Raw genomic sequence first — 789 nt, 5'->3', positions numbered from 1 at the left:
GCGGCTGGCGGCGGACGTGGCCGGGTGCACCGGGGCGCCGGTGCCTCCGGGGGTGCCGCCCGCGATGTTCCTGGCGGCGGTGCTGCACGAGCGGCAGACGCGGGAGGCGCAGCGGACGTTCGGCGGCGCGGGCGCCCCGGCCGCTCCCGCTGCTTCCCCGACTCCTGCCGCTCCCCCGACTCCTGCTGCTCCCCCCACTCCTGCTGCNNCGTCTGCCGGCGCCGGCGCCGAGGCTGCCGGGGGCTCGGGACCGAACAGTGGCGCGTCCGCCGGGCGGCCCGCGACGGGATTCGTGCCGCCCGCGTGAGCGCCGGCTGCGGTCGCTCAGCCGAGGTCCGACGGGGGTGAGTCCAGGTCCTCCAGCTCGATGCCGGGCGCGGACAGGACGACGTCGCCGGCCAGGTGCACGGTGTGCTGTTCGCCCGTGTCCAGGGCTGTGACCTGGTACGCGTCCACGGTCAGGGGGCCGTTGTCAGTGGCGTGTGTTTCTCTGTCGACCAGCGCCCAGGACTGGTCCACGGTGCGGGGGGCGAGGACCGGGTCGGTGAAGGCGACGAGGCGTACGCGGGTGGCTGCGGCGGCGGGGGTGAGGCGCAGGAGACGGGCGGTGGCGACGAGGAACGCGGGGGACGGGCCGGTGAAGGCGTGGGCGCGCACATTGCCTTCGGTGGCGTGGGTTCCGGTGGGGTCGGTGCGGACCCAGGTGACGCCGTCGAGGGCGGCGCCGCGGACCTGCCAGCCGCCGGCGTGCAGTTCGAGGCGGATGGGGCGGCCGAGTTCGTCCAGGGC

Annotated in this window: 1 protein-coding gene; it reads right to left on the bottom strand. The window is 76.6% G+C overall.

The features are described from left to right. Positions 1-324: 324 nt before the first annotated feature. Positions 325-789: hypothetical protein (locus CCN29_RS33920; RefSeq protein ID WP_086686301.1), on the bottom strand; the 465-nt coding region annotated here is incomplete at its 5' end.

This window comes from Streptomyces pseudogriseolus (genome assembly GCA_002154585.1).
GTDB lineage: Bacteria > Actinomycetota > Actinomycetes > Streptomycetales > Streptomycetaceae > Streptomyces > Streptomyces pseudogriseolus.
Note: the sequence above shows the minus strand (reverse complement) of the source record. Positions and strands in the feature narration are given on the sequence as shown.